Source organism: Novosphingobium sp. B1 (assembly GCF_900176395.1).
GTDB lineage: Bacteria > Pseudomonadota > Alphaproteobacteria > Sphingomonadales > Sphingomonadaceae > Novosphingobium.
Genome location: NZ_FWXL01000006.1, coordinates 72,010 through 96,783 on the forward strand (window position 1 = coordinate 72,010; position 24,774 = coordinate 96,783).

Consider the following 24,774-nt stretch of genomic DNA (forward strand, 5'->3'; position numbering starts at 1 on the left):
CATGGCTGCAGGACACCGCGCCTCGTTCGGCATCGTCTTTGCAATCGTCCTGATCGACATGCTCGGCTTCGGCGTGGTGACGCCGGTGCTGCCGGGCCTGATCATGGATCTCAAGCATGTCGATATCGGCACGGCGTCGGGTTACGCCGGGTGGCTTGGCGCAGGCTATGCGGCGATGCAGTTCGTGTTCGCGCCGGTCCTCGGCAACCTTTCCGATCGCTTTGGCCGACGCCCGGTGCTGCTGGCCGCCGTGCTCATGCTCGGGCTGGATTACCTGCTGCAGGCGATGGCGCCGAACTTCGGCTGGCTGATTGCCGGGCGCCTTATCGCAGGCGTCACGGGCGCCAGCTTCTCGCCTGCCTATGCCTACATCGCCGATGTTACGCCGCCCGAAAAACGTGCAGCAAACTTCGGGCTGATGGGGCTGGCCTTCGGTATCGGCTTTGTCGTGGGCCCGGCGATGGGGGGGCTGCTTGGCTCGATCAACCCGCGCCTGCCGTTCTACACCGCCGCCGCGCTGGCGCTGGCCAATGCCGTGTTCGGGTTCTTCTTCCTCAAGGAATCGCTGCTGCCTGAAAACCGGCGTCCGTTCGACTGGCGGCGCGCCAATGCGATGGCTTCGCTGCAGGCGCTGAAGGGACAGAGCCCGACAGTGCTGTGGTTCGTGGCCGCGCTCGGCACATGGCAGCTTGCGCACATCGTCTATCCGGCAGCGTGGTCCTATTTCGCCATTGCCGCCTATGGCTTCACCGTGGGCCAGGTTGGCGTGGCGCTGGCGCTGGTCGGCTTCAGCAGCGCGCTGGTGCAGGGGCTGGGCCTGCGCCTGTTCCTGCCGGTGCTCGGCGAAAGACGCGCGGTGATCCTCGGCGTCGCGGGCTTGTGCATTTCGGCGGTGCTCTACACGCTCGCGCGCGAGCCATGGCAGGTCTATGTCGCGATTGCCGTGGGCGCCTTGCAGGGCTTCGTGCAGTCACCGATCTCGGCTTTCAACAGCCGCGCGGTCGACGCACGCAGCCAGGGCGAGTTGCAGGGGGCGGTGCAGTCGATCGGCTCGATTGCGGCGATTATCGGCCCGCCGATGTACACGCAGACGCTTGAGAAGTTCAGCGGGCCGGACGCGCTCTACCACCTGCCCGGGATGCCAATCCTGCTGGCGGCGGCGATCTCGCTGATTACGCTGGCGCTGTTCCTGAAGGGTGCAGCCCAGCTCGAAGGCAAAGGTCAGCTTTCCAGCTCGACGTCCCAGTAAAGCCAGTCGCGCCAGGTTTCGTGCAGGTAATTGGGCGGGAAGGCGCGTCCGCGTTCCTGCAATTGCCAGGTGGTCGGGCGGATCGCCCGGTTCATCAGCCGCATGTGTGCCTGTTCCGGCGTACGCCCGCCCTTCCTGAGGTTGCAAGGCGAGCAGGCCGCAGCGACGTTTTCCCACGATGTCCGTCCGCCCAGACGGCGCGGCACGATATGGTCGAAGGTCAAGAGATCGGGGCTGCCGCAGTACTGACACTGGAAGCGATCGCGCAGGAACAGGTTGAAGCGGGTGAAGGCAGGGTACTCGCTCGGCCTCACGTATTGGCGCAGCGCGATGACCGAGGGCAGCTTCATGCCGAAACTGGCGCTGTGCACCTCGCGGTCATAGGTCTCGATGATATCGACGCGCTCGAGGAATACGGCCTTGATCGCGGTCTGCCACGGCCAGAGGCTCAAGGGGTAATAGCTGAGCGGCGTGTAATCGGCATTGAGGACCAGCGCGGGACAGTTCGCCAGATGCCGGTCATTGTGCAAAACGTCGTTGAATGCGGTATCACCGCTGTGGGGCCTGGCCGAAGCCGCCCGATCGATCAGCGCCTTATGGAGCACGTCCGGATCGCTTCCCTGCAGGCAAAGGCATACTCGCCTCCGCAGGGGCAGTCATGGCTGAGCCTCGTGACCGCAGTGTTACGCATGGCCACAACAGACACCCGCCCGAGTCCGACGTCAAGAGGGGGCGGCGCGTCCTTTCCACAGCCTGCCTCCTTTGCCGCATCGCCTATCCCGCCAGCGTCCGGACCAGATCGGTCAGGTATTCGCGCGCCTTGTAGAGCGATTGCACCTCGACGCGCTCGTTCAACCCGTGGATGCCATTGCCATCCGGATCGAGCCACACGCCCGGCACGCCATAGGTGGGAATGCCCTTGAGGTAGACCGCATCGGTTGCGCCTGTCAGCATCGTCGGCAGCAGCGGAACGCCGGGATAGTGCTTGGCGGCAAGCTGCTCGATCGGACCGACGATTGCCGGGTTCATCGGCGGCACGACAGCCATCGGCTTGTCCAGCACCTTGGGCTGCAGCTTCAACGAGGGATCGGCGATCACCTTCTCCAGCATGGCCTGCGTTTCGGCAGTGGTGCGGCCTGGGAACATTCGGCAATTGATGTTCGCCGTTGCGCGCTGGGGGAGGGCGTTCTGCGCATGGCCGGCATCGACCAGCGTAGCGACGCAGCTGGTGTGCAGCATCGAGTTGAGCATCTTGTCCTGCTGCAGCACTGCCAGCGCGGCGCTGTCAGCCGGGTTGGCGACGATTGCCAGCATCGCCTTGCCCGCCTCGCCACCGCGCGCCATCCCGACCTTGGTGAAGAAGGCGCGCGTGGTATCGTTGAACTCGACCGGAAATTCGTAGTCGCGGATCTTCAGCAGAGCCTGCGAGAGGTCATAGATCGCGTTCTGCCGCACGGGTTGAGAGCTGTGCCCGCCAGGATTGGTCGCTGTCAGGGTGAAGTCCTGATAGGCCTTCTCGCCCACCTGAAGCGTCTGCACTTCCAGCTTGCCACCCTTCGAGATTGGCGTGCCATTGGTGCGCCCGCCGCCACCTTCGTTCAGGGCAAATGCGGCGTCGATCAGGTCGGGGCGGTTCTTTGCAAGCCACTCCGCCCCGTTGAACGCGCCCGATGTTTCCTCGCCGCAGGTCAGGGCGAGCTTGATCGTGCGCTTGGGCTTGTAGCCCTGGCGGGCGAAGCGCACGAAGATGTCGGTCCAGATCGCTGCCTGCGCCTTGTCGTCCACCGTGCCGCGCCCGTAGAAGTACCCGTCCTCCTCGATCAGCTTGAAAGGATCGCGGGTCCAGTCTTCCCGCTTGGCCTCGACCACATCGATGTGCGCGATCAGCAGCATCGGCTTGAGACCCTTTGCGGTGCCGGGGATCATCGCCACAAGGCCGCCGTCCTTCGGATGCTCGGGCGTTGCGAACGGCACGATCTGGCTCTCGGGCAGGCCTGCCGCCTTGAGGCGTGCTGCCATCTTGGCCGCAGCTTCGGTGCAACTGCCATTGTTCACCGTGGTATTGGTCTCGACCAGTTCGCGGTAAAGGTCGCGAAACGCGGCGACATCGGGCGCGAGCGGTGCGTCAGCGGCGTGAGCCGCCATCGCGATCTGCGATGCCGCGAGCGCCGAGAGAAGCAGTTTTTGCATGGTGCAGGTCCCCTGATCCGGCAGCATGGTTGCCGTTATCGGCAGGCAATTCAGCAGAGTTCCAAGGCCTTGAACAGGGGGCGGATTTTCCACGCGCCGGGAATGGACGTTTTTGCGCCCGCTCCTGTGCAAAACAGGCCGGATTCGCTTGGGATTTTGCCCTTTCGTGCCTATGTGCAAACCATGGCCAGCACGAACGAAAACGCACCGAACACCAACAGCTATGGCGCCGATTCCATCAAGGTCCTCAAGGGCCTCGATGCCGTGCGCAAACGTCCCGGCATGTACATCGGCGATACCGACGATGGCTCGGGCCTGCACCACATGGTGTTCGAGGTTTCCGACAACGCGATCGACGAGGCGCTGGCCGGGCATTGCGATCTCGTGCTGATCGAACTGAACCCCGATGGCTCGGTTTCCGTCGAGGACAATGGGCGCGGTATTCCCACCGACATTCACGCCGAAGAGGGCGTCTCGGCGGCCGAGGTCATCATGACCCAGCTTCACGCCGGCGGAAAGTTCGAGAACACCTCGGACGACAACGCCTACAAGGTCTCGGGCGGTCTTCACGGTGTCGGCGTCTCGGTGGTAAACGCCCTTTCAGAATGGCTTGAGCTTACGATCTGGCGCGATGGCAAGGAGCACTGGATGCGCTTTGCCAATGGCGATGCCGAAGGTCCGCTGGTGGTCAAGGGGCCTGCGCCGGAAGGCAAGAAGGGTACCCGCGTGACCTTCTCGGCCAGCCATGAAACCTTCAAGAACGTGCTCGAGTTCGATTTCGACAAGCTTGAGCACCGCTATCGCGAACTCGCGTTCCTCAACTCGGGCGTGCGGATACTGCTGCGCGACCGCCGGCACGAGGAAGTGAAGGAGCACGATCTCTATTACGAAGGCGGCATCGCGGCCTTCGTGAAGTATCTCGATCGCAACAAGCAGCCACTGATGCCCGAACCGGTGGCGATCTCGGCCAACCGTGACGGCATCGGCATCGACGTCGCGCTCGAATGGAACGACAGCTACTACGAAAACGTGTTGTGCTTCACCAACAACATCCCGCAGCGCGATGGCGGCACGCACCTTGCAGCGTTTCGCGCAGCGCTTACGCGCACGCTCAATGGCTATGCCGAGCGTTCAGGCCTGCTCAAGAAGGAGAAGGTCAGCCTCACCGGCGATGACATGCGCGAAGGCCTCACCGCCATTGTTTCGGTCAAGCTGCCGGACCCGAAGTTCTCTTCGCAGACCAAGGACAAGCTGGTCTCGTCGGAAGTGCGTCAGCCGCTGGAAAGCCTGATGGCAGACAAGATGGTCGAGTGGCTCGAGGAAAATCCCGGCCACGCCAAGGCCATCGTCCAGAAGGTGATCGATGCCGCCGCCGCTCGCGAAGCGGCCAAGCGCGCCCGTGAACTGACCCGCCGCAAGGGCGCGATGGACATCGCTTCGCTTCCGGGCAAGCTGGCCGATTGCCAGGAGCGCGATCCCGCCAAGTGCGAACTGTTCCTGGTCGAGGGTGACTCGGCAGGCGGCAGCGCCAAGCAGGGCCGCGATCGCAAGACCCAGGCGATCCTGCCGCTCAAGGGCAAGATTCTCAATGTCGAACGCGCGCGGTTCGATCGCATCATCTCGTCCAAGGAAGTCGGCACGCTGATCCAGGCCATGGGCACCGGCTTGCGCGATGAATTCAACCTTGAAAAGCTGCGCTACCACAAGATCGTGATCATGACCGACGCCGACGTCGACGGCGCGCATATCCGCACCCTGCTGCTCACCTTCTTCCACCGCCAGATGCCCGAGATCATCAAGGCGGGGCACCTCTTCATCGCTCAGCCGCCGCTCTACAAGGTCGCCAAGGGGCGCAGCGAAGTCTATCTCAAGGACAACGCCGCGATGGACCGCTATCTGGTGGAAGCCGGGCTTTCGGGCCGCGTGCTCGAAACCACGGGCGGGGCGCGCAGCGGGCCAGATCTGGAAGCGCTGGTCGAGCATGCCCTGCGCATGCGCAACCTGATGGGCTTCGTGCCACGCCGCTACAATTCCTCGATCATCGAGGCGCTGGCGCTGTCGGGGGCGCTCGAGCCTGAAATGTCGGCTGAGCAGCGCGATGCCGCTCTTGCCAGGTCGGCAGACTGGCTCAACCGCGGCGATACCGAGGCGCGCTGGAGCGTCGTCGTCACTGAAGATGGCGGCTACCACGTCCAGCGCCTGTGGCGCGGGGTGACCGATCACCACATGATCGAAGCCGGCTTCCTCGTCAGCGCCGAAGCGCGCAAGCTGGCGAAGCTCGCAGCCGAGAACGCCGAAGTCTATGCGGGCATGGCACGACTGGTCCGCGCCACGGCCGCCGATGCCGAGGCCGCGGCTGCCGCGGTCGAAGGGGACGACGAAGCACCGGCGGCACCCACTGCCAAGATCAAGGATGCCATCACGCGCCCGTCCGAACTGCTCGACGCCGTGTTTGCCGGCGGCCGCAAGGGTCTGTCGATCCAGCGCTACAAGGGTCTTGGCGAAATGAACGCCGAGCAGCTCTGGGAAACCACGCTCGATCCCGACAACCGTTCGCTGTTGCAGGTCAAGGTCGAGGACGCCGATGTGACCGACGAGATTTTCACCCGCCTGATGGGCGATATCGTCGAACCCCGCCGCGATTTCATTCAGGAAAACGCGCTCAACGTGGCGAACCTGGACGTTTGATGCAAGACGGCGCTGGCCCGCTTCTGCGGGCCGTTGCCGCAGATAAGGGACTCACATGGCTTTCACCGACGACATTCCGTGGGACCAGCCCGCCACGATGATCGACCTCGAAGGCCGCGCGCCGATCATTGGCACTATCCGTGACTGCGCGCTGCATTATGGCCTCTACAAGCCCCACGCGCGTGACAACGCTCGCGTGCTCCTGACCAAGCCGATCCATCGTGAGGGGCGGCAAACCCGCACCTGGCTGCTCGACCCGTCGGAAATCGCCGAATTGGCCGACCGGCTGGCGCGCGAGACGAACTAGCCGTTCAGTCCGCCCGCATTGCCGCTGCTGCGAGGGTCTCCGCCTCCACCAGCAGCTCATCGTCTGCCGCGCCTGCCGGCGTGGTTTCACGGCCGATCATCACCAGCACCGGCACGGCCAGCGGGCTGACGCGATCAAGCTCGACGTGAACAAGCTGGCCAGCCGCGCGATCGAGCAGGTCGCCTAGCCGCCCCACGTCGGTCATCCGTGCCCGGGCATCGGCCCAGGCTGCCTGGATCAGCAGGTGGTCCGGCTCGTACTTGCGCAAAACGTCGTAGATCAGGTCGGTCGAGAAGGTGACCTGCTTGCCGGTCTTGCGCTTGCCCGGATGCTGGCGCTCGACCAGCCCCGAGATCACGGCCACCTCGCGGAAGGCGCGGCGCAGGAGGTGCGATTCCTGAACCCATTCGACGAACTCGTGCGCCAGAATGTCGGGCGACAATAGCGGCGCAGGATCGCGCACTGGCCGCGCCCCCCACACCGCCAGCGAATAATCGTTGGCAACGAAGCCCAGTGGCACCAGCCCCAGCTCGTTCATGCGCCGCGTGATCAGCATCCCCAGGGACTGGTTCGCGTTCCAGCCTTCGAAGGTGTAGTAGACCGTATAGTGCTTGTTCTGATGCGGAAAGCTTTCGGCCAGCAGCATGCCGGGCCCCGGCAACCGGCTCCGCCAGTCCTGCATTTCCAGCCATTCGCGCACGTCGTCGGGAAAGCGTGACCAGCCCGCACGGTCGACCATCAGCCCCCGCACGCGGTCGGACAGATGTGTGGTCAAGGGCAGGCGCGCGCCCATGTAGCTTGGGATCTGTCCCGGCTTCTTGGCCGCGCGAACGATCAGCTCAAGATCGCGCACACCCTCGACCTCGAGGTCCATTCCGGCGAAGCGGATCGTATCCCCCGGCGACAGCGAAGCGCCGAACCCTTCCTCCACCTTGCCCAGCGAGCGGCCGTTGCGGAAGCGCACGTCGAGCATCTCGGAATCGATGATGATGCCTGCGTTGAGCCGGTGCCGTGCAGCATGTTCGGGATGCGTCAGCCGCCACGTGCCGTGCCTGTCGCGCACGATGCGCTTGAAGCGGTCGTAGGCGCGCAGCGCGTAACCGCCCGTTGCCACGAATTCGAGCACGCGCTGCCAGTGCTCCGCATCGATCCAGCGATAGGGATGGGCCGACTGCACCTCGGCCAGGAGCGATGCCTCATCGAACGGCCCCGCACAGGCGCAAGCCATGACATGCTGCGCCAGCACGTCGAGCCCGCCCGGGCGGAAGTCCTCGCCATCGCGCCGCCCCTCGTGGACTGCTTCCTGCGCAGCGAAAGCTTCCAGAAATTCGAAGCGATTGCCAGGCGCTAGCAGTGCGCGGCTCGGACAGTCGAGCCGGTGGTTGGCGCGACCGATGCGCTGCAGCAGGCGCGAGGAACCCTTGGGCGCGCCCATCTGCACGACCAGATCCACATCGCCCCAGTCAACGCCGAGATCGAGGCTGGCGGTGCACACCAGCGCGCGCAGCTCGCCCCGCGCCATCGCCCCTTCCACCTTGCGCCGCGCTTCCTTGGACAGCGAGCCATGGTGAATGCCGATCGGCAGCTTGTCGTCGTTGATGTCCCACAGCAGTTGGAAGATGTATTCGGCCAGGAAGCGCGTGTTCGTGAAGATCAGCGTCGTCTGGTTGCGCTTGATCTCGTCATAGAGCTGCGGCACCGCCCAGGCAGCAGCATGCCCGCCCCAAGGCACGCGCTCGTCCTCGGGGTTCATGATCGCCAGCTCGGGCTTGGCGCCTTCCTCGCCTTCGACCAGACGCACCGATGCGGCATCGCCATCGGGGGCAAGCCACGCGCAGAAATCCTGCGGATCGGCCACCGTCGCCGAAAGCGCCGCGCGCCGCATGTCGGGGGCCAGCGCCTGCAGCCGCGCCAGCGAAAGCGCAAGCAGATCGCCGCGCTTGCCCGTGGCAAAGGCATGGACCTCATCGACGATCACGCGCTTCAGCCCCGCAAACATTGTTGCCGCTTCGGGATAGCTGAGCAGCAGCGACAGCGATTCCGGCGTCGTCAGCAGCACGTGGGGCGGCTTGGCGCGTTGGCGAGCCTTGCGGTCCGAGGGCGTATCGCCGCTGCGCGTCTCGACCCGTATCGGCAGGCCGATCTCCTCGATCGGCGTCAGCAGATTGCGCTGCACGTCATGCGCCAGAGCCTTCAGCGGCGAGACATAGAGCGTATGCAACCCATCGCCCGGCGGGGTGCCTCCCGCGAAGTCCTGCAAGGTCGGCAGGAAGCCCGCCAAGGTCTTGCCCGCGCCGGTATCGGCCACCAGCAGCGCATGGTCGCCCGCCTGCGCCGCTTCCAGCATCCCGGTCTGGTGCCGGCGCACGCGCCAGCGGCGTGCTTCAAACCAGCCGGTTATGGAGGGCGCCAGTGTCATCCCGCCCAAGATAGGCACGAGATCAAAGAACCGAAAGGATCGCCTCGCGGTCCTTGGGTGGTCCCTTCCATGATAGCGTCGCGTCGATCAGGGCAATCGTCACCGCGCATTGATCCGCATCCGACCCCTTGCCACCGATCGCCCGACGGACGCGGTCTCCCGGCAAGCCGGTCCTGTCCATGACCTGCTCGATCAGCAGGCCGGGTACGCTGGCCGATCCCGGTGCGATCCGCGCCGGCGGGCCCAGCTTGCGCACGTCGAGCAGCCTGACCGCGATCTTGCGTTCGGCCTCCAGCACGGCTGCCGGCACGATCACGTTCGTGTCCATGCGGCGCGTGCGCAGGAAGGCCATGCAGGCTGCGGGGCTGCGCTTCTGCGCGGCACGCAGCAATCCGGCGCGCACCGCCTGCACCTCGGCAAGCAGCTGGCCCTTGTCACCCAGAGCCGTGGCGTACATCCGCTCGCGCACCAGATCGTGGACCTTGGCGGCGTAGGCCTCTTCGCTTTCACCCTGGCTGCGGGCAATGGTGCGGTTCGCGGCAAGCAGCGCGGCAAGGTCCGGCTGCAGCGATTGCAGCCCTTCGAAGCTGATCTCACTCCCGAAAACCCGCGAAATCGTGCGCGCCACGATCTGCTGTTCCTGCGCGGTCTGTGCTGCCGACAGTTCGGTCCTTGCCAGTTCGGGAGCGGACGACGGGGTGCGGTCATCAAAGGCAAAGCGCAGCACCTGTACCAGCAGGATGATGGCGAAGATGATCAGCCGGGTATTGCTCCACCAGCCCTGGCCGACCTGCAGGCCACTCGGCTTTTCCCACAGCGACACGCGCCAGGCATCGAAGTGGTGTTCGAGTTCCGGAAAGTTCTTGCGTACTCCCTCCAGCAGCTTCTCGACATCGGCGCGCTTGACGAGCCAGCCCTTGCGGCTGCCCTGCTGCGCCGGAGTGGTCAGTTCCACCCACGCCTTGTGCAGGGGATGCCGGGGGTCCTGCACCTTCTCGCGGAAGCGCATGCTGCGCAGCCGCGCATTGAGAAACGCCACCGCACCGCGTTCTGAAACCTGCCCGCGCTCGCTCTCCCAGCCGAAGACCGCGGCAGCCGGCTCGAGCAGCGGGGCCGACCGCGGCCAGGCATCGGCAAGGGTTCGCGCCAGCCAGTTGTCGGCGGCATCGAACGCGGTCACGCTCGAACTTTCGGCGTTGCGCAGGATGGCCTTGAGATGGCCCAGGGCCATGGCCTCTTCCCACCCTTCGAGCGGGGGCAGGCCATCTTCGGCATCGCCCACCTCGGCTTCGAGCAGCCGGTGCAGGGCCTCCTCGTGCGCCCATGCGGGCATCACGGCATCCGCCGTCGGCTCAAGTCCAAGCAGGACAGGCCGCGCAAAGGGATCCTGCGCCACGGCGATGGCTTGCGTTGCCGGTGCCTGAGCCGGCGCGAAGCCGCTGGCGACATCGCGCTTGCCCGCAGCATCGGCCGTGCCAAGCCGTGTGGTCAGGCTCGGATCGCCTTCACCCTTTGCCGCTGGCGCAGCATAGAGCCAGTTCGAGCTTTCACCCGGCGATGGCGCGGGTCCGGCCGGTGCATAATCGGGCGGTACGTCGACCGACGCAACGTCGCGGGGATGTGCCTCGGCATCCCGGACTTGCTCCGCCCGCTCGGCCTGCATCCTTGCCCAGCGCAGCGCCGCATCGCGTGCCTCGCGCAGGCGGGCATAGCCGTCGACATCGCGATCGACGTCCATGGCCTTCAGGCGCTCGGCATAGGCGCGGCGGATCGCGCCGGCGTCGGGCGTCTTCGTCATGCCAAGAACCGTCCAGGCCTGCGTCAGGATCATCGCGCGCCGATCATAGAGGCGGGTTCGCTTCCAGCAGGTCGAGCAGCTCTGCCAGCGCTGCCGCAGCGTCGGCGATGCGGCGTGGGTCCTGCGTATCGAGCGCGGCGACGAACAGGCGGGTGCGGTCTCCCACCACTGCCCGAATGTCGCCAAGGAACTCCTCGTAGGCTCGCTCGGCACGCGCCAGCAGCAACTGGTTGGCTGCTTCCTCGCGCGGGTGATGCTTCAGCGCTGCCAGAGCCTTGCGTCTTGCCGCAAGGTCCGAAGCTGCCTTGCGGTCCTCTTCGTCGATGATCACCAGATTGTGCATCGCCCCGGTGAGCGGCACTTCCACGTCGACCTCGAGCAGGCCCGAACTGTCGTAGGAAAAGCGCACGTCGATGCCGACTTCGCCCTCGGGCTTTGGCGGAACCGGCACCTTCAGCGTTCCCAGCAGGACATTGCCCGAAACCTCGCGCGCCTCGCCCTGGTAGATCGTCACGTCGATCTGCTTCTGGTTGTCGGCCATCGTGCTGAACGATCCCATGCGGCTGACCGGGACCGGGGTGTTGCGCTCGATGATCGGGGAAAACAGCCCGCTCTGGATGCCGCCGCGCGCGGTACGCTCCGCCGTCTCGATGCCCAGCGTGAACGGGCAGACATCGGTGATGCGGATTTCCTCAAGGCCGCCGTTACGTGCGATCAGGCCGCCCTGAATCGCCGCACCCAGCGCCACGGCATGATCGGGGTGGACCGAAGAGTTGGGAAAGCGCCCGAACAGCCGGGTGATTGCCTTGCGCACGATCGGCATGCGGGTGGCGCCGCCAACCAGCACGATCTCGCTGAGCGAAGCGGCATCGATCTGGCTGTCGCGCAGGGCGCGGACCACCGGGTCGCGTAGCCGGCGGACTAGCCCATCGGCCTGTGACTCGAATTCGGTCGTGGTGATCGTGGTGGAAAGGCGGGTGCCATCCACTGTCACGGCAAATTCGGCTTCCTGTCCTTCGCTCAGCGCGCGCTTGGTGCGTTCTGCGGCCTGCGCCAGCAGCGCCTGTGACCGGCGATCCTCCACCTTGCCGAGCAGGCCTTCAGGATCCAGCCGCCCACGCGCTGCCAGGACCAGCGCGGTGTTGAAATCGTCGCCACCCAGACGGTTGTCGCCGGCCGAGGCGCGCACCTCGACGATGCCTTCGAACATCTCCACGATCGAAACGTCGAAGGTACCGCCGCCAAGGTCGAATACCAGGAACGGCTCGCGCTCGGCCTTGTCCTGCAAGCCGAAGGCCAGTGCCGCCGCGGTCGGCTCGTTGATCAGGCGGCGCACGGTGAGGCCGGCCAGTTCTCCCGCCCGGCGGGTCGCCTTGCGCTGGCGATCGTTGAAATAGGCCGGCACGGTGATCACGGCCTCGGTCGGGCGCATGCCGGTGTGTGCCTCGACGTCATCGCGCAGTGCCATCAGCACCAGCGCGGATAGCTCCTCTGCCGAGAAGTCCTTCCTGCCAAGACGGACCTTGCGGTCGGTGCCCATGAGCCGTTTGAAGCTGGTAGCCGTTGCGCCATCCTTGAGGCTCATGCGCTCAAGCGCCGCCGCACCGACCAGCGTCGTGCCATCGGGCAGGACCGAAACAGCCGAAGGGGTAAGCACTGCGCCCAGCGCATTGGGCACCAGCCTTGCGCCGGCTTCGCCATTTGCCCCCTCGGCAGAATGCCACAGGGCCACCGCGCTGTTGGTGGTCCCCAGATCGATCCCGATGAGCATTCTTCTCCCCATGCCACGCGCCTTGGCGTGATGCGTCAGGCCCCCGCGCCTTGGCAAGCGCAAAGCTTCTGGCGCGACGGGGCGCCTGTAGCGTGCGACGGGCGTCGGGGCCATCCCCGCCTTCCGTCCGTTCAGGGATCATCCAATCACATCAAGACTTTAGGAGAGCGACGATGAATGATCGCAATGACGGGCGCACCGACTGGACGTCGCGCGATCGCTGGCAGGACAGCGAGCGTCGAGACCATGGCCGCAACAGCGACTACTCGGGCGAGTTCGCGCCCGAATTCGCCCGCGACCAGTGGAGCCGTTCCGGATCGACCGGCGCCGCAACGCCCCGCGGCAACAGCACCATGCACAGCGCCATCGGTCGCGACTGGGACCGCAACAGCGATCGCAATCGCGACATGCGCGGTGACCGCCGCACACACGACTGGGAAGTGGGCGACCGCAACTACACCCGTCAGCAGTACGGCCAGAACCCCGGCCAGAACTTTGGCCAGAGCTCGGGCCAGTCTTATGGTCAGTCCTACGGGCAACAGTCGCAGTATTCGGGCCAGTCCGGCTCGCAGTTCGGCGAAGGCTATCGTTCCAGCTACCCGGTCGGCGGGACGCGTTCGCCTGACTACTTCACCGGCGACGATTACGGTGATGGCCAGCGCGCATGGGGCGCAGGCAGCGGCAACTATCCGTCCTACGGCGGCTACAGCGGGGGTGGCTCGTATGGCAACAGCGATCCGCGCGGGTTTGCCGATCGCGCGATCGACGAAGTGCGCAGCTGGTTCGGCGATGATGATGCGCAGCGCCGGCGCGAGGAAGATCATCGCGGCCGTGGCCCCAGCGACTACACCCGCTCGGACGAACGCATCCGCGAAGATGCGAACGATCGCCTGACCGAAAATCCCCGCGTTGATGCGCGTTCGATCTCGGTGATGGTGACCGATGGCGAAGTGACGCTGTCAGGCACGGTGAACAACCGCATGGACAAGCGCCGTGCCGAAGACTGCGTCGAGGCGATCAGCGGCGTGAAGCATGTGCAGAACAACCTGCGCGTGAAGACGGGCAGCAGCCTTGAAGGTCAGGGCGGCACGCTCGGCTGGGGTGGCGGCGACAAGTCGGTAACGCCGGAGGCCTAATTCTCCCGGACAATTCCGACTGCAGCAAGGCGGGCATCGACTTCGGCCATGAGCCGGGCGAGCCCGCCTTCGTCCTTTGCCTCGGCGCGAACCACCAGCATGTCTTCGGTGTTCGACGCGCGCAGCAGCCACCAGCCGTCCGTCGTGTCGACACGCACCCCGTCGACGTCGCTGAAGCAGCATCCATCGGCAGCAAGCATCTCCTGCACCTCGCACACGGCTGCTGCCTTGCGTTGCCGATCAACCGCAAAGCGCAGTTCGGGCGTCGCCACAGTCTGTGGCATCGCATCGCGCAGTTCCGACAGCGACCGCCTGAGTCGCGCCAGCACCCCGATCAGCCGCACGGCGGCGTAGAGAGCATCGTCAAAACCGAAATACTTGTCGGCAAAGAAGATGTGTCCGCTCATCTCGCCGGCCAGCGGGGCACTTGTCTCCTTCATTTTGGATTTGATCGGAGAGTGCCCGGTCTTCCACATCAGCGGCACACCGCCCAACTCCGCGATGCGGGCGAAAAGGTATGAGCCGGCTTTCACATCCGCGATAATCGTGGATTTCGGCCATTCGCGCAGGACCTCCTCGGCGTAGATCGCAAGGAGCTGGTCCGCCCAGACAACCCGTCCCTTGCCATCGATTGCACCAATCCGGTCGCCATCACCGTCGAAGGCCAGTCCGAAGTCGAGGCTTCCGGACGCGACAGCGGTGCGAAGATCGGAGAGGTTGGATTCCACTGTCGGATCAGGATGATGGTTGGGAAAATGGCCGTCCACGCTCGTATGAAGAAGGACATGGTTGCCGGGCATGCGCGCGGTCAGGGCTTCGATCACGGGGCCAGCCGCCCCGTTGCCGGCGTCCCAGGCGATGCTCAGGCCCGCACCGTCGAAAGCGCCGAGGTCCTGAAGCAGCCGCTCGACATAGACGGCGCAGATATCCGCATCGTCAATCCCGCCGGCGCCACTGTCGAACGCTCCTTCAGCGGCGATGCGCCCGAGATCGACTATGTCGGTCCCAAAGAACGGGGCCCCGCCAAGTACCATCTTGAAGCCATTGTGATCGGCGGGATTGTGGCTGCCGGTTACGTGAACGCCGCCCTGCACCTCTGGGGATAGCGCGCTCGCCGCCGGCGTTGCCGCAAAGTAGAGCATCGGGCTTGGCCCCAGGCCGATCCGGACGACATCCACGCCGCATTGCACAAGCCCTTCGACCAGCGCCTGTTCCAGCATGGGCGAAGACAGCCGCCCGTCGCGCCCCACGGATACGCGCCACGGACCGGTACCGCCTGTCCTGCGCCGAACGATCGTCCCGAACGCCCGGCCCACGGCACGCGCATCGGCCTCGTGCAAGGTCCGCCCGACAACGCCGCGAATATCGTACTCGCGCAGGATCGATGGGTCGAAGACATGACCCGTGGCCGGCATTGTACCGCTCAGGATCGCTCGCCCCGGTGGTCGCGCAGCCGCGCCAGCAGAAGATCGCGCGCGGCGTTGGCTTCATGCACGGCCTCGTTGCTGCCGCCCCGGTCGGGATGCACCTTCTGGATCAGCCGCCGGTGCGCGTCGATCACTTCGTCATAGGTGGCGCTCTGGGCCAGGCCGAGCAGATTGCGTGCTCGCGCTTCGCTACGGCTGCGCGGATCGGCTTGCAGCAGCTCCCACGGCCAGCGCCCGGCGAGCAGCTTGCAGGCAACGCTCGCCAGGATCGCCAGCGTGATCAGCTTGATCATCAGGCGGCGCTTTCCAGGGTCGGCGCAACGGCAGGCTTCTCGGGCATCGGCAGGTTGAGCCCGGCCACCAGCGTGCGCAGTTCCTGCCGCGCGACCAGATGGCTGGTGCCCAGTTCGCCCAAGTGCCCCTTGTCGAGCAGGGTCAGCCCGCTCGGGAACAGTTCGCGATAGATCACGCGCTCCGACAGGCCGCTCGCCACGCGGAAGCCGACGCGCTTCGAAAGCTCGGTCAGGGCCTGGTCGATACGGCGCTGGTTGCGCGCTTCGGTATAGCCGGTGCGGTTGCGCACGACGACCCAGTCCATCTCCCGGCGCGCGTCCTTGATCGTCGCCATCGCCCGCTTCTTGCGCGCTTCCCAGATCAGTTCGGCGTAGAAGGACAGGCGGCGCACCTTGAAGGTCTCGGCATCCACCTGCCCGATAAGATCGAAGTCGACAAAGCTGTCGTTCAGCGGCGTCACCAGCGTATCGGCCTGCGTGGCCACGTGCCGCGCCAGCGGATCGTCGCGCCCCGGCGTATCGAACACGATGAAATCGTGGTTCTGCGCCAGTTGCTCGGTCAGATCGTCAAGCCCCGCCGCGCTGTCGTGCGGATAGACGCCGAAGCTTGCAGTCGGCAGCTGGATGCCGCGCCGCTTCATCGTTTCGGCGCGGTTCTCGAAATAGCGGTGCATCGTGCGCTGGCGATGGTCGAGATCGACCGTCGCCACGCGGGCGCCCTGATAGGCCAGCGCCACGGCCACGTGGACCGCCGTGGTGGACTTGCCGGTTCCGCCCTTTTCGTTGGCGAAGACAATGCGATGGGGGCCAGGGGCAGAGGCGATCGACAAGGCTGTTCTCTCTGGTCAGTTGCAGTGCGCCGGGCTTGCGGCAGCCGTTCACGGCTCCTATCGCCCGTCCTGTCCGACTTAGGGGAGTGGCTGCCAAGGTGCAAACGATCAACCGGCTCGAAGACCTGCGCAATGCGGTCGATGCGCTCAAAATCGGGGGAAAAACCGTCGCGTTCGTGCCCACCATGGGGGCGCTGCATGAAGGTCACCTCACGCTGGTGCGAGAGGCACGCGCTCGCGCCAGCCACGTCGTTGCCTCGATCTTCGTCAATCCGCGTCAGTTTGGCCCGAACGAGGATCTCGATGCCTATCCGCGCCGCCTCGCCGCCGATGCGGCCCTGCTCGAAGCTGAAGGCGTCGCCGTGCTGTGGGCACCAACGGTGGACCAGATGTACCCGCAAGGCTACGCCACCAACATCAGCGTCTCGGGCGTAAGCGAGGTGGCGTGTGGCGCAGCGCGCCCCGGCCACTTCGATGGCGTTGCCACGGTAGTCTGCAAGTTGTTCAACCAGGTTCGGCCCGATCTCGCACTGTTCGGCGAAAAGGACTGGCAGCAGCTTGCCATCATTCGCCGCATGGCCCGCGATCTTGACCTCAACCAGCCGCATGTCACCAACATCATTGGCGTCGAAACCGTGCGCGAACCAAATGGCCTCGCGCTCAGCAGTCGCAACCAGTACCTCACCGTCGATGAGCGCGAACAGGCTGCAGGCCTCAGTGCCGCGATGCGCCGTGCCATCGCCGTCATCGAGGGTGGCGGCGCGGTCGCTCCAGCCTTGGCCACGCTGCAGGCCGAGATCCTCGCCAGCGGCTTCACTACCGTCGATTATGCCGATTTGCGCGATGCCGCGACGCTTGAAGCGATCGACAAGTTCTCGGGTCAGAGCGCCCGCCTTCTCGTCGCCGCGCGGATTGGCGCAGCGCGGCTTATCGACAACATGGGAGTTGGCCCGCAATGACACTGGCAAGCGATCCGGCGATGGCCCCGATCGAACCTGGCCCCTCGTTCGCGGGCAATCTCGCCCTTCTGCCCGCGATCGATGGCATCGCCCGCCTCGATCTGCTCGATGCCGAAGGCCGTGTGGTTGCAAGCGTTCCAAACGAACCTGGCAAACAGGGCTCGCTCAAGGTCTACAACTACCTTCGCCTGTGCTTTGGCAGGCTGGATGCGGGTGCAGCCGTCCACGCTCTTGATCTGTTCGCCGAATATACGCCCGATGCAAAGGCGCGTCCCGGCGCGCACCCCAACATCGACAGGCTGTTTGAAATTGTCGGCGGCGCACCCGCGCTGGAGATTGCTGCCGTCGCTCAGTGAACCGGCGGATCGACCGGGGGCACGGCCGCCACCGGCGCCACCGGTTCGCCATCGGCGCGTGGGGGCAGGGCGTTCTCGGGCACGTCCTCGATCAGCATGTCGCGGGTCGGCACCTGTTCGAGATTGCGCACGCGCACCTCGATCCGCTCGCCCTCGATGGTCAGCTCGTTGAAGCTCGGCGGGGTCGAACGCACCCGCTGGCTCAGCGTCCCTGCGCCGATCATGCGCACCGGGCCGTTCGGTGTGGGATGGATCAGGTCAAAGGGGTCGTGCACGTGGCCTGAAAGCACGGCGAGAACGCCGCGGCGCGCCAGTTCTGCCAGTGCGCGATTGCCGCCACGGGTCAGCGCCTTGCCCCGCGTGCCCGCTTCCACCAGCGGGTGATGGCAGGCAACGATCGCACGGGTGCCCGCAGGCAGGGCATCAATCGCCGCCAGTGTCTGCGCAAGCGCCGCATTTCCAACGGTGCCTTTCGACCAGTTCAGGCGAAACTGCGCGCGGGCCGTGGTCTTTAACGGCACGATCTTTGCGCCGGGGATCGGCAGCTCCCTTTCGAGTACGCCTTCGATCGAGCGGAATCGGCGATAAGGGTCGGTGAAGCGCTCGATCAGGTTGAAATAGGGCAAGTCGTGATTGCCCACTTCCACCGTCACCGGCACGTCCAGCGCCTTGATCCAATGGCAGGCAGCGGCAAACTCGCGATGGCGGGCGCGCATCGTCAGGTCACCGGTGATTGCCACCGCGTCAGGCTTTTCACGGGCAATGCACTGCGCCACCCAATCGAGGGCACGGCGATCTTCAAGGCCGAAATGAATATCGCTGATGTGGAACAGGCGGGTCATGTCGCGGGCGTGATCGACGCTGGCCGTGCGCCGGTCAAGCCCCCGACGCGCGGGTCGAGAGGAAGTCCAGCGCGAACTCTTCGGAACTGAACGTCTCCCGCTGCGTCCCCTCGCGGCGTTCGCCGTCGATCATCAAGGCAATCGGCGCCTCGCTCTCGACGGTGACCTTGTCATAGCAGCCAATGTCGTCGTGTGGGCCTTCGCGGAAGTTGCGCTTGACCAGCATCGCAAACCCTTGCGCGGCAAATTCGCCAAGATCGGCGAAGTCGTACCCTTCGACCTCGAGCTGGGGCTGGCCGCCGGCAACCAGGACGGCACGATAGCCTTCCGGCTTGCCGGCATCCGGCTCGACCAGACGGATCGGCGGGCCTTCGCGCGTTTCGCGCAAGGCAAGGCTGAAGGTTTCGGCAACTGCCGAAAGATCGAGATCGCGTACGCTCTCGCGAACGTCGGCCCACATCGCGCCGGGCCCCGCCAGCAGTTCGATCAGCGCAACGCCGTGATCGCTGCGCACGACATGGCGGCGGACGCGCTGCGCGCTGGCCAGCGCTCCCGTGATCGTCTCGGCAGGGACGTCGCTGTGCAGGGCCTTCGACAGCAGGTTCTGGGTGCCACCGGGCAGGACGAGCAGTGCGCCGCCCCATCCTTCCAGTGCGGTTGCGGCTGCGTTTATCGTGCCATCGCCAGTGAAAATGGCCAGCGTGGCGACGCCGGCTTGTTCCAGATCGGCGCGGGTCGGCAGGTCTTCGTCGGGGAAGCGGATGACACGCGCAACCTCGTTGCCTGCTGCGCGCAGTGAGGCAACGAGGTCGTCCACGGCTGCATCAGTATTGCTGCCGCTTGCCGAGTTGGTGAGAAGCCAGAGGGGGGTGATCGTCATGCCTCGCCAAACCGGCCAGCGAGCGGCTGGTTCCCTGAAGGACGGCTCCCTGATCCTAGACCCGGTTTGACAGGATCAGCCATGCCGAAAAGCTGTTGAGCACCGAGTAGACGACATAGGCGATCGGTCCGCCAAAGCTGCCCTCCATCGCGAATGCCAGCGCCGCTACGAGCAGGAGGAACTCTACCGCGAAAAGAACGCGCCCCTCGCGCGTGCCGGCAAGGCCCGGGATATGGGCGAGCAAAGGGTGCCCGCTGTCGAGCACGGCGCGGTGCAGCGCGAAATTTCCGATGCCGAGCAGGAAGGTGATCAGAATCGCCATGCGTCCTCCAGCTTAGAAAAGCCGCGCACGATTGTCACACTTGCAGTTCGTGGATCGGCAATGGCGTTTCGTCGGACCGCCTAAGCACTTGTCGGACATAGCGGAAAGCTGGTCGAGACGAGCGCGCTTCGGGCGTCGGTCGCGCCTATCGAGAATGCATGCGGTGACCGAGCGGCCCCTCAGGCCAGACCCCGAACACCCCCGCCGAAAGCCGGTCGGTTACCGCAAGCCCCCCCAGCCGGACAGCCTCCGGCACTCGTCGAAGGAAGTTGCCATGCTCAACAAGACCCTGTTCGCCGCCGGCCTCCTCGGCCTTGCCCTTTCCGCCAGCCAGCCCGCCTTCGCCGGCACCAAGCTGGTCGGGTACCAGGATCTCGATCTCACCACGAAGGATGGCCAGGCCCAGCTCGACAGCCGCCTGCGCAAGGCCGCAAAGGACGTCTGCGGCATGAGCAAGCCCGACTTGCCTGCACACGAATGGGAATCGGCCCGCCAGTGCTTCGTGAAGTCCTATGCCGATGCCCGCAAGGCCAAGGCCGAAGTCCGCAACACCGCTCTTGCTGCCCGCTGACTCGGGAAGCGATCAAACCCGGCGGATCCAGTCCCCCACCGGGTCAAACTTCAGGGTCGCTCCCTTGCCGGGGCGGCCCAATTTTCCTGGTATCAGGGCAGTTTGCGGAGCGCCAGGGCCGCAGGCGCGGTTTCGATCTCCGAAAGATCGCGCCAGGTCAGGTCTTCGGCGGAAAGTGCGCGGCCATCGTGCGAGAAGATGCCGATCGGCGCGATCGGGTGACCATCGCGCGCGTCGCACAGCACAGGATTGGCCGGCACGCCCAGTTCCCACTTTTCACCCCATTGGCGTAGTGCGAGCATCGCGGGCAGCAGGTCCAGCCCCTTTGGCGTCAGGCGGTATTCGATGCGGCGGCGATCGTCGGCGCAGTGTTCGCGCTTGAGAATGCCGGCCTCGACCAGCCTTGACAGGCGATTGGAAAGGATGTTGCGGGCGATGCCGAGTGCTTCGAGGAAATCCTCGAAGTGACGGATGCCGTTGAACGCGGCGCGCAGGATCATGAATGACCAGCGTTCGCCCATGGCTTCAAGGGCAAGTGGCAGGCCGCACTGGGCGATGTCGCCCAAGGGTTCGCGGAGTTTGTCCATGTCGTCCTGCTCATAACCCATCTGGCGCGCCTATTTAAGTTTCTAGTTGCAACCTAAAACCTATCCTGATAGGTAGCGATTCGCAACGGAAATAGCATCCTCTCCAGAACCCCGCAATTTCCGAAGCTGCCAATGGTTGTCCAGACCAAGGTTTCAAGGGGAAGACCAATGTTGTTTGCCAAGTCCGATGGCGCGATGCGCCAGCTCCTCCCGGCCGTCCTGGCACTTGCCGGAACCGCCGCCAGCTTCGCCATGACCGCCGCACCCGCTCGCGCTGCAGCCAACGGCCCGTTCTATTCCGCCACGCTCAGCCGTCCGATGGATGGCACGCAGAAGGTGATCCAGAAGGGCGTCCTGTGGAAGTGCGAAGGCGCCGAATGCACCGCGCCGCGCGATACCTCGCGTCCCGCCATCGTTTGCGCCCGCCTTGCCCAGAAGGTCGGTCCGGTATCCCGCTTCGCCACGCCGCAAGGCGAACTGGCGGCAGAGGATCTGGCGCGCTGCAACGAGGCGGCTGCCGGCTAAGTCCTACACAGTTCTCCAGCGCGCTCCCGGAAGATACCCTGCCGGGCGTGCAATCCCTGACCGTAAAGGTCCATCGGGCCGCGAACGCGAAAGCTGTTCGCGGCCTCTTTTTACGCTATGCCCGCCCTATGCGGACCTATGGCCAACCTGCCCTCGACCTTGCCAGACCTGTGCTTCACCTCGCGGCACCTCTTCTGCTGCTGATGCAGCCTGGACCAGCCTTCGCGCAGGCAGCCACATTGCCGGCGCAGACAAGCGAAGACCTGCGCTGTGCAGCCGCCTTCGCCATCGTCGCGCTCGAACAATCGGATGGGCAGGGGCCGTCCGGCTGGCCACCGCTTGCGCAGCGCGGAAAGCGCTTCTTTGCCGATGCGGGCGAGCGGGCGATGAAGGAGGGCGGCAGGAGCCGCGAACAGGTGCGCGACATCATCGCCACCGAAGTGCGAGCGCTGCAGGCGGCTCCCGACCCGGACGGCGCACTGGCGGCGCTGGCCAAGCCGTGTACCGCCCGGCTGGACGCCACCGTGTCGCCGCTGGTCACGCCCGACCTCAAGCAATGCGCTGCGATCCTCGAACTGGCTTACGAAGAAGTCCACGCGCGCGAGGGGATGAGCGGCCCGGCCCGCGATCTGAAGACGCTGGCCTCGGTGCTGGCATCACGTGAGCGCGAGGCGCTGATCGCGATGGGCAAGAGCGGCGACGAGGCCGACCGTGTGCTTTCCGATGCGCGCGAGGCGATCCGCGCCGAAGCCGCAGACGAGCAGGGCGGGGTCGACAAGTACGAGATTGCCCACTGCTATGAACTGGCCAAACCGCAGGAAAAATCGCACTATTGAGCGCGCGCTCCGGGCTTCCCATATTGGCGGCAAAGGAGATCCCCCATGACCGACAAGATGAACCTGACCGACGCCGAGTGGCGTGAGCGTCTTTCGCCCGAACAGTACCAGATCCTGCGCCAAGGCGGCACCGAACGCGCCTTCACCGGTGCATACGAGAAGAACAAGGCAAGCGGCGAATACCATTGTGCCGGCTGCGGTGCGCCGCTGTTTTCGTCGGACACCAAGTACGACAGCGGATCGGGCTGGCCAAGCTTCTATGCTCCGGTCGAGGGCGAGGCGGTCGAGGAGATTGTCGACCGGTCGCACGGCATGGTTCGTACCGAAGTGCGCTGCGCACGCTGCGACGGGCACCTTGGCCATGTCTTCCCTGATGGCCCGAACCCCACCGGGCTGCGCTATTGCATGAACAGTGCCTCGCTCGACTTCACGCCGAAGGACTGAACAGGACTGCCCCTTGGCGAACTCCGTTGGCGGCTCGCCGATTAGCGGTTAACCCTGCGTTACGAATGTCCTATGCATGGGGCCGCTGATTTGCGCAGCGGCCCTGTTGCGAGTTGCCGGAGCAGGGCTGGAATGAGGGAAGCGGTACAAGACTGATGGCCAGACGGGATTTCCCCCGCCGCCCCGAAGGCGGCCGGTCGGAGCCGCAACCTTCACGTGGTTCAGGATTTGGACGCTGGATACGGCGCCTTGCGATCTGGGGCGTCGGCTTTGCGCTGCTCGGCGCGATTGCGCTGGCGGTTGCGGTGGCCGTGACCACGCGATCGCTGCCGGGCTACCAGGAGCTCAAATCCAGCCAGACCGGGCAGATGATCGTGGTCCGCGCCGCCGATGGCTCGGAAATCGTCACCCTCGGACCAAGCTATGGCAAGTGGATCCCCTACGAGCGCATTCCGCAGCCGATGAAGGATGCAATGGTCTCGGTCGAGGATCGGAGGTTCCGCAGCCACTGGGGCGTCGATCCCATCGGCATCGTGCGCTCGCTGATGGTCCGCGTTGAAGCCGGGAGCTGGAAGCAGGGCGGATCGACGATCACGCAGCAGCTGGCGCGCAACATCTTCCTGAACAACACCAAGACTTTCGCCCGCAAGGCGCGCGAATGGGTGCTGGCTCTGGCGCTGGAGCAGAAGTTCTCCAAGGACCAGATCCTCGAGCTCTATCTGAACAAGGTCTACTTCGGCGGCGGGGCCTATGGCATCGATAGCGCTGCGCGCAAGTTCTTCGGCCATTCGGGCGAAGAGATCGACCTGCCCGAAGCAGCGATCATCGCCGGACTGGTCAAGGCGCCTTCGCGCTATTCGCCGACCGCCGATGCCGACGCTGCGGTCAATCGCGCTGCCGTCGTGGTGCAGACCATGCAGTCGAACGGCGTGCTGACCGCGCAGGAAGCGCAGGCCATCGACTTCAAGACCGTGAAGATGGTCGAGGATCGCGAGAGCCAGAATTCGGCGCGGTATTTCACCGACTGGGCGCTTCCCCAGCTGGACCTGATCCTGCCCGAGAACGACAAGCCGATCGAGGTCTGGACGACGCTCGACCCCGTGGCGCAGAAGGCCGCCACGAGCGCGATTGCCGGGTTCGCGCCGAAGGGCGCCCAAGGTGCGCTGGTATCGCTTGACCGCGATGGTGCGGTGCTGGCGATGGTGGGTGGTACCGATTACGTCACCTCGAACTACAACCGCGCGGTCAATGCCGTGCGCCAGCCGGGTTCGGCATGGAAACTGTTCGTCTATCTCTCCGCGCTCGAGGCGGGCTACACCCCTGACGACCGCGTGGTCGACGAGCCGGTAACGATCGACGGCTGGACGCCGCGCAACGATGGCAACCGCTATGCCGGCGAGATCGACCTGCGCACCGCCTTTGCCTATTCCAAGAACACCGTCGCGGCACAGCTTGGCAATGAGGTGGGCTTTGGCACGGTGGCCAACATGGCGCGCCGCTTCGGCATCACCACGCCGATCAACACGCTGCCTTCGATGGTGCTTGGGTCTTCGGAAACGCGCGTGATCGACATGGTTCGCGCTTTCGCGTCGGTGCAGACCAAGGGCATGTCGGTCACGCCCTATGGCATTCGCAAGGTTACGACGACCGACGGCGAGGTGCTCTACCGTCATCGCGAGGAAGCCGCGCAGCAGCTTGTGCCACCCTACGTCGCCGCCGCCATGACCGACCTCATGCAGACGGCGGTCAACATCGGTACGGGCCGCGCTGCGCAGATCGGTCGGCCTGTCGCGGGCAAGACCGGCACGACATCATCGAACAAGGACGGCTGGTTCCTGGGCTTTTCGAGCGGCATCACCACCGGCGTGTGGATGGGCCGCGACGATGCCAAGGCCGTACCCGGGCTGCAGGGCGGCGCTGCGCCGGCCCGCGCCTTTGCCGCTTACATGAAGGTTGCCACGCGCAAGCGCCCGGTCGAGCAGTTCGACACGGAACTGAAGTTGCCGCAATGGCAGCTCGAGCCCGACGACGAGGCGATGCAGGGCAATCCGGACGACTACTTCTATGTCGACGAGCAGGGCAACCTGGTGGATCCCTCGCGACGCTCGCGGCAGCCAGAGGAACCGGCGTTCGATCCTGACGCGCCACCCGAAGGCGTCCCACCGGACGTGCCGCAGGCTGCGAACGACGATTTCCTCAATCGCGCGACAGGACGGCGCGACAATGATGCAGGTTATGGTCCGCCGCCTCGCCCGCGGCCGACCAACCCGCCAAGACCGGTGCCGAACTATTGATGGCTGCGGGCAAGGGCGCCGCCCTGTCAAAAGCGGGCGCGTGAATCTGC

At 65.3% G+C, this 24,774-nt stretch carries 23 protein-coding genes; 11 read left to right on the forward strand and 12 right to left on the reverse strand.

The genetic code is table 11. From position 1 onward, the window contains the following. The first annotated feature begins 1 nt into the window (after position 1). A complete protein-coding gene (locus B9A23_RS12110) occupies positions 2–1,249 on the forward strand; it encodes an MFS transporter (protein WP_084279334.1) in 1,248 nt (415 codons plus the stop codon). Here the strand turns inward: B9A23_RS12110 and B9A23_RS12115 are convergent. Then, positions 1,222–1,779, reverse strand: coding sequence for an HNH endonuclease (locus B9A23_RS12115; RefSeq protein WP_084279552.1), 558 nt, complete (start codon positions 1,777–1,779; stop codon positions 1,222–1,224). The genes B9A23_RS12110 and B9A23_RS12115 overlap by 28 nt on opposite strands. Positions 1,780–2,023: 244 nt before the next feature. Then, entirely contained in the window at positions 2,024–3,439 is a 1,416-nt protein-coding gene (locus B9A23_RS12120; protein WP_084279553.1) for a M20/M25/M40 family metallo-hydrolase, read from the reverse strand. A 183-nt stretch (positions 3,440–3,622) separates the two neighbouring features. Between B9A23_RS12120 and gyrB the strand changes: the two genes are divergently transcribed. Both gyrB and B9A23_RS12130 read left to right on the forward strand, forming a co-directional pair. Next, positions 3,623–6,127 (forward strand): DNA topoisomerase (ATP-hydrolyzing) subunit B, encoded by a 2,505-nt coding sequence (gene gyrB / locus B9A23_RS12125; protein ID WP_084279554.1) that lies wholly within the window; start codon positions 3,623–3,625, stop codon positions 6,125–6,127. Positions 6,128–6,182: 55 nt separating this feature from the next. Further along, the gene (locus B9A23_RS12130) at positions 6,183–6,434 is read left to right on the forward strand and encodes a hypothetical protein (protein WP_084279335.1); all 252 of its coding nucleotides are present in this window, start codon (positions 6,183–6,185) and stop codon (positions 6,432–6,434) included. Between the two features lie 4 nt (positions 6,435–6,438). Here B9A23_RS12130 and B9A23_RS12135 read toward each other — a convergent pair whose 3' ends face one another. From B9A23_RS12135 to B9A23_RS12145, 3 genes are read right to left on the reverse strand one after another with little or no spacing between them, the layout of a single operon-like run. After that, a complete protein-coding gene (locus B9A23_RS12135; protein ID WP_139797444.1) occupies positions 6,439–8,853 on the reverse strand; it encodes a ligase-associated DNA damage response DEXH box helicase in 2,415 nt (804 codons plus the stop codon). Between the two features lie 22 nt (positions 8,854–8,875). Continuing rightward, entirely contained in the window at positions 8,876–10,684 is a 1,809-nt protein-coding gene (locus B9A23_RS23065; RefSeq protein ID WP_084279337.1) for a hypothetical protein, read from the reverse strand. Between the two features lie 10 nt (positions 10,685–10,694). Then, on the reverse strand, positions 10,695–12,434 hold the full coding sequence (locus B9A23_RS12145; RefSeq protein ID WP_254895089.1) for an Hsp70 family protein: 1,740 nt from the start codon (positions 12,432–12,434) through the stop codon (positions 10,695–10,697). Between the two features lie 161 nt (positions 12,435–12,595). Between B9A23_RS12145 and B9A23_RS12150 the strand changes: the two genes are divergently transcribed. Continuing rightward, positions 12,596–13,558, forward strand: a complete 963-nt coding sequence (locus B9A23_RS12150; protein WP_254895090.1) for a BON domain-containing protein — start codon at positions 12,596–12,598, stop codon at positions 13,556–13,558. On the opposite strand, the gene pgmG is transcribed toward B9A23_RS12150, so the two are convergent. From pgmG to B9A23_RS12165, 3 genes are read right to left on the reverse strand one after another with little or no spacing between them, the layout of a single operon-like run. After that, positions 13,555–14,973, reverse strand: coding sequence for a phosphoglucomutase/phosphomannomutase PgmG (gene pgmG / locus B9A23_RS12155; protein ID WP_084279339.1), 1,419 nt, complete (start codon positions 14,971–14,973; stop codon positions 13,555–13,557). The genes B9A23_RS12150 and pgmG overlap by 4 nt on opposite strands. 8 nt (positions 14,974–14,981) lie before the next feature. Then, entirely contained in the window at positions 14,982–15,278 is a 297-nt protein-coding gene (locus B9A23_RS12160; protein WP_176217975.1) for a J domain-containing protein, read from the reverse strand. Continuing rightward, the gene (locus tag B9A23_RS12165) at positions 15,278–16,108 is read right to left on the reverse strand and encodes a division plane positioning ATPase MipZ (protein ID WP_084279341.1); all 831 of its coding nucleotides are present in this window, start codon (positions 16,106–16,108) and stop codon (positions 15,278–15,280) included. The genes B9A23_RS12160 and B9A23_RS12165 overlap by 1 nt, the downstream gene beginning before the upstream one ends. 98 nt (positions 16,109–16,206) lie before the next feature. Here B9A23_RS12165 and panC point away from each other — a divergent pair, with 98 nt between their 5' ends. Beyond that, a complete protein-coding gene (gene panC, locus B9A23_RS12170; RefSeq protein WP_084279556.1) occupies positions 16,207–17,067 on the forward strand; it encodes a pantoate--beta-alanine ligase in 861 nt (286 codons plus the stop codon). Continuing rightward, positions 17,064–17,423 carry a DUF2322 family protein gene (locus tag B9A23_RS12175; RefSeq protein ID WP_254895091.1) on the forward strand — a complete coding sequence of 120 codons (360 nt, stop codon included), beginning with the start codon at positions 17,064–17,066 and terminating at the stop codon, positions 17,421–17,423. Before panC ends, B9A23_RS12175 begins: the two co-directional genes overlap by 4 nt. On the opposite strand, the gene B9A23_RS12180 is transcribed toward B9A23_RS12175, so the two are convergent. Genes B9A23_RS12180 through B9A23_RS12190 form a run of 3 tightly spaced genes read right to left on the reverse strand, consistent with a single transcriptional unit; the run spans position 17,417 to position 19,467 of the window. Next, positions 17,417–18,265: a metallophosphoesterase family protein gene (locus tag B9A23_RS12180; protein ID WP_084279342.1), complete on the reverse strand. Its 849-nt coding sequence runs from the start codon at positions 18,263–18,265 to the stop codon at positions 17,417–17,419. The genes B9A23_RS12175 and B9A23_RS12180 overlap by 7 nt on opposite strands. Positions 18,266–18,299: 34 nt before the next feature. Continuing rightward, positions 18,300–19,145 (reverse strand): diacylglycerol/lipid kinase family protein, encoded by an 846-nt coding sequence (locus B9A23_RS12185; RefSeq protein ID WP_084279343.1) that lies wholly within the window; start codon positions 19,143–19,145, stop codon positions 18,300–18,302. A gap of 55 nt (positions 19,146–19,200) precedes the next feature. Next, positions 19,201–19,467, reverse strand: a complete 267-nt coding sequence (locus B9A23_RS12190) for a hypothetical protein (protein ID WP_084279344.1) — start codon at positions 19,465–19,467, stop codon at positions 19,201–19,203. Positions 19,468–19,741: 274 nt separating this feature from the next. On the opposite strand from B9A23_RS12190, the gene B9A23_RS12195 reads away from it, so the two are divergent. After that, a complete protein-coding gene (locus B9A23_RS12195; protein ID WP_176217976.1) occupies positions 19,742–20,038 on the forward strand; it encodes a UrcA family protein in 297 nt (98 codons plus the stop codon). Positions 20,039–20,130: 92 nt separating this feature from the next. On the opposite strand, the gene B9A23_RS12200 is transcribed toward B9A23_RS12195, so the two are convergent. Next, on the reverse strand, positions 20,131–20,625 hold the full coding sequence (locus tag B9A23_RS12200; RefSeq protein WP_176217986.1) for a winged helix-turn-helix transcriptional regulator: 495 nt from the start codon (positions 20,623–20,625) through the stop codon (positions 20,131–20,133). A gap of 168 nt (positions 20,626–20,793) precedes the next feature. Between B9A23_RS12200 and B9A23_RS12205 the strand changes: the two genes are divergently transcribed. The 4 genes from B9A23_RS12205 to B9A23_RS12220 all read left to right on the forward strand — a co-directional run bounded on the left by B9A23_RS12205 (position 20,794) and on the right by B9A23_RS12220 (position 24,724). After that, complete coding sequence (locus tag B9A23_RS12205; protein ID WP_254895092.1) at positions 20,794–21,150, forward strand: CC_3452 family protein; 357 nt, start codon at positions 20,794–20,796, stop codon at positions 21,148–21,150. Between the two features lie 170 nt (positions 21,151–21,320). Further along, a complete protein-coding gene (locus B9A23_RS12210; RefSeq protein WP_176217977.1) occupies positions 21,321–21,986 on the forward strand; it encodes a hypothetical protein in 666 nt (221 codons plus the stop codon). Between the two features lie 45 nt (positions 21,987–22,031). After that, a complete protein-coding gene (gene msrB, locus B9A23_RS12215; RefSeq protein ID WP_084279347.1) occupies positions 22,032–22,430 on the forward strand; it encodes a peptide-methionine (R)-S-oxide reductase MsrB in 399 nt (132 codons plus the stop codon). A 155-nt stretch (positions 22,431–22,585) separates the two neighbouring features. Beyond that, entirely contained in the window at positions 22,586–24,724 is a 2,139-nt protein-coding gene (locus B9A23_RS12220; protein ID WP_084279348.1) for a transglycosylase domain-containing protein, read from the forward strand. Positions 24,725–24,774 lie beyond the last annotated feature (50 nt).

Bases quoted from the DNA above. Each gene is read 5' to 3' on its own strand.
- B9A23_RS12150 (WP_254895090.1), top strand. From the start codon at position 12,596: ATGAATGATCGCAATGACGGGCGCACCGACTGGACGTCGCGCGATCGC.
- B9A23_RS12175 (WP_254895091.1), top strand. From the start codon at position 17,064: ATGACACTGGCAAGCGATCCGGCGATGGCCCCGATCGAACCTGGCCCC.
- B9A23_RS12180 (WP_084279342.1), bottom strand. From the start codon at position 18,265: ATGACCCGCCTGTTCCACATCAGCGATATTCATTTCGGCCTTGAAGAT.
- B9A23_RS23065 (WP_084279337.1), bottom strand. From the start codon at position 10,684: ATGATCCTGACGCAGGCCTGGACGGTTCTTGGCATGACGAAGACGCCC.
- pgmG (WP_084279339.1), bottom strand. From the start codon at position 14,973: ATGCCGGCCACGGGTCATGTCTTCGACCCATCGATCCTGCGCGAGTAC.
- B9A23_RS12145 (WP_254895089.1), bottom strand. From the start codon at position 12,434: ATGGGGAGAAGAATGCTCATCGGGATCGATCTGGGGACCACCAACAGC.
- B9A23_RS12160 (WP_176217975.1), bottom strand. From the start codon at position 15,278: ATGATCAAGCTGATCACGCTGGCGATCCTGGCGAGCGTTGCCTGCAAG.
- gyrB (WP_084279554.1), top strand. From the start codon at position 3,623: ATGGCCAGCACGAACGAAAACGCACCGAACACCAACAGCTATGGCGCC.
- B9A23_RS12130 (WP_084279335.1), top strand. From the start codon at position 6,183: ATGGCTTTCACCGACGACATTCCGTGGGACCAGCCCGCCACGATGATC.
- B9A23_RS12190 (WP_084279344.1), bottom strand. From the start codon at position 19,467: ATGGCGATTCTGATCACCTTCCTGCTCGGCATCGGAAATTTCGCGCTG.
- B9A23_RS12220 (WP_084279348.1), top strand. From the start codon at position 22,586: ATGGCCAGACGGGATTTCCCCCGCCGCCCCGAAGGCGGCCGGTCGGAG.
- B9A23_RS12135 (WP_139797444.1), bottom strand. From the start codon at position 8,853: ATGACACTGGCGCCCTCCATAACCGGCTGGTTTGAAGCACGCCGCTGG.
- msrB (WP_084279347.1), top strand. From the start codon at position 22,032: ATGACCGACAAGATGAACCTGACCGACGCCGAGTGGCGTGAGCGTCTT.
- B9A23_RS12200 (WP_176217986.1), bottom strand. From the start codon at position 20,625: ATGGACAAACTCCGCGAACCCTTGGGCGACATCGCCCAGTGCGGCCTG.
- B9A23_RS12185 (WP_084279343.1), bottom strand. From the start codon at position 19,145: ATGACGATCACCCCCCTCTGGCTTCTCACCAACTCGGCAAGCGGCAGC.
- B9A23_RS12205 (WP_254895092.1), top strand. From the start codon at position 20,794: ATGTTGTTTGCCAAGTCCGATGGCGCGATGCGCCAGCTCCTCCCGGCC.
- B9A23_RS12110 (WP_084279334.1), top strand. From the start codon at position 2: ATGGCTGCAGGACACCGCGCCTCGTTCGGCATCGTCTTTGCAATCGTC.
- B9A23_RS12120 (WP_084279553.1), bottom strand. From the start codon at position 3,439: ATGCAAAAACTGCTTCTCTCGGCGCTCGCGGCATCGCAGATCGCGATG.
- B9A23_RS12195 (WP_176217976.1), top strand. From the start codon at position 19,742: ATGCTCAACAAGACCCTGTTCGCCGCCGGCCTCCTCGGCCTTGCCCTT.